Raw genomic sequence first — 596 nt, forward strand, 5'->3', positions numbered from 1 at the left:
TAAACCTCTAGCTTGATCATGACTTTTCTGATAAATATCTTTTTCTGGCTCCTGTCTGGCTTACTCAAATATCAGTCTGGCACCGAACAAAATACCCCCTTCACCTCTATTCCCCTGTCCTAATTGTGGTTCTCACCATAGGATCAAGAATGGTTCTATTCATAATGGAGAACCCAAACGTCAATGTAAAGAATGTGGTCGTCAGTTTGTGATCAATCCCACTAATAAAACCGTCTCTGACGAAACTAAACAATTAATTGATAAACTCTTGCTCGAACGAATTTCCTGACGAGGAATTGCTAGATTAACAGGAGTAAGTTGGTCATCGTTACAAAATTATGTCAACAATAAACTGGCGGCTGTTCCCCGTCAAGTAAAGGTTTCGGACAAACCAAAAGGTAAATTGGTTAGAGAATGTGATGAGATGTGGTCTTTGGTTTTTTCTAAGACGATAAAGGTTTATATTTGGCTGGCAATTGATAGAAAGACAAGAGAAATTATTGGTTGCTATTTAGGAGATAGGAGTCGTCAATCAGCCAAAAAACTTTGGGCTAGGCCGACCAGGCGTTTACCGACAATGTGCGGTTGCTTACACA

Annotated in this window: 1 pseudogene; it reads left to right on the forward strand. The window is 39.8% G+C overall.

The annotated features are described in order from the left end of the window. Positions 1-18: 18 nt before the first annotated feature. Positions 19-596, forward strand: a pseudogene (locus BGL89_RS05280) (IS1/IS1595 family N-terminal zinc-binding domain-containing protein); the annotation flags it as partial.

Source organism: Microcystis sp. LSC13-02 (assembly GCA_002282935.1).
Classification (GTDB): domain Bacteria; phylum Cyanobacteriota; class Cyanobacteriia; order Cyanobacteriales; family Microcystaceae; genus Microcystis.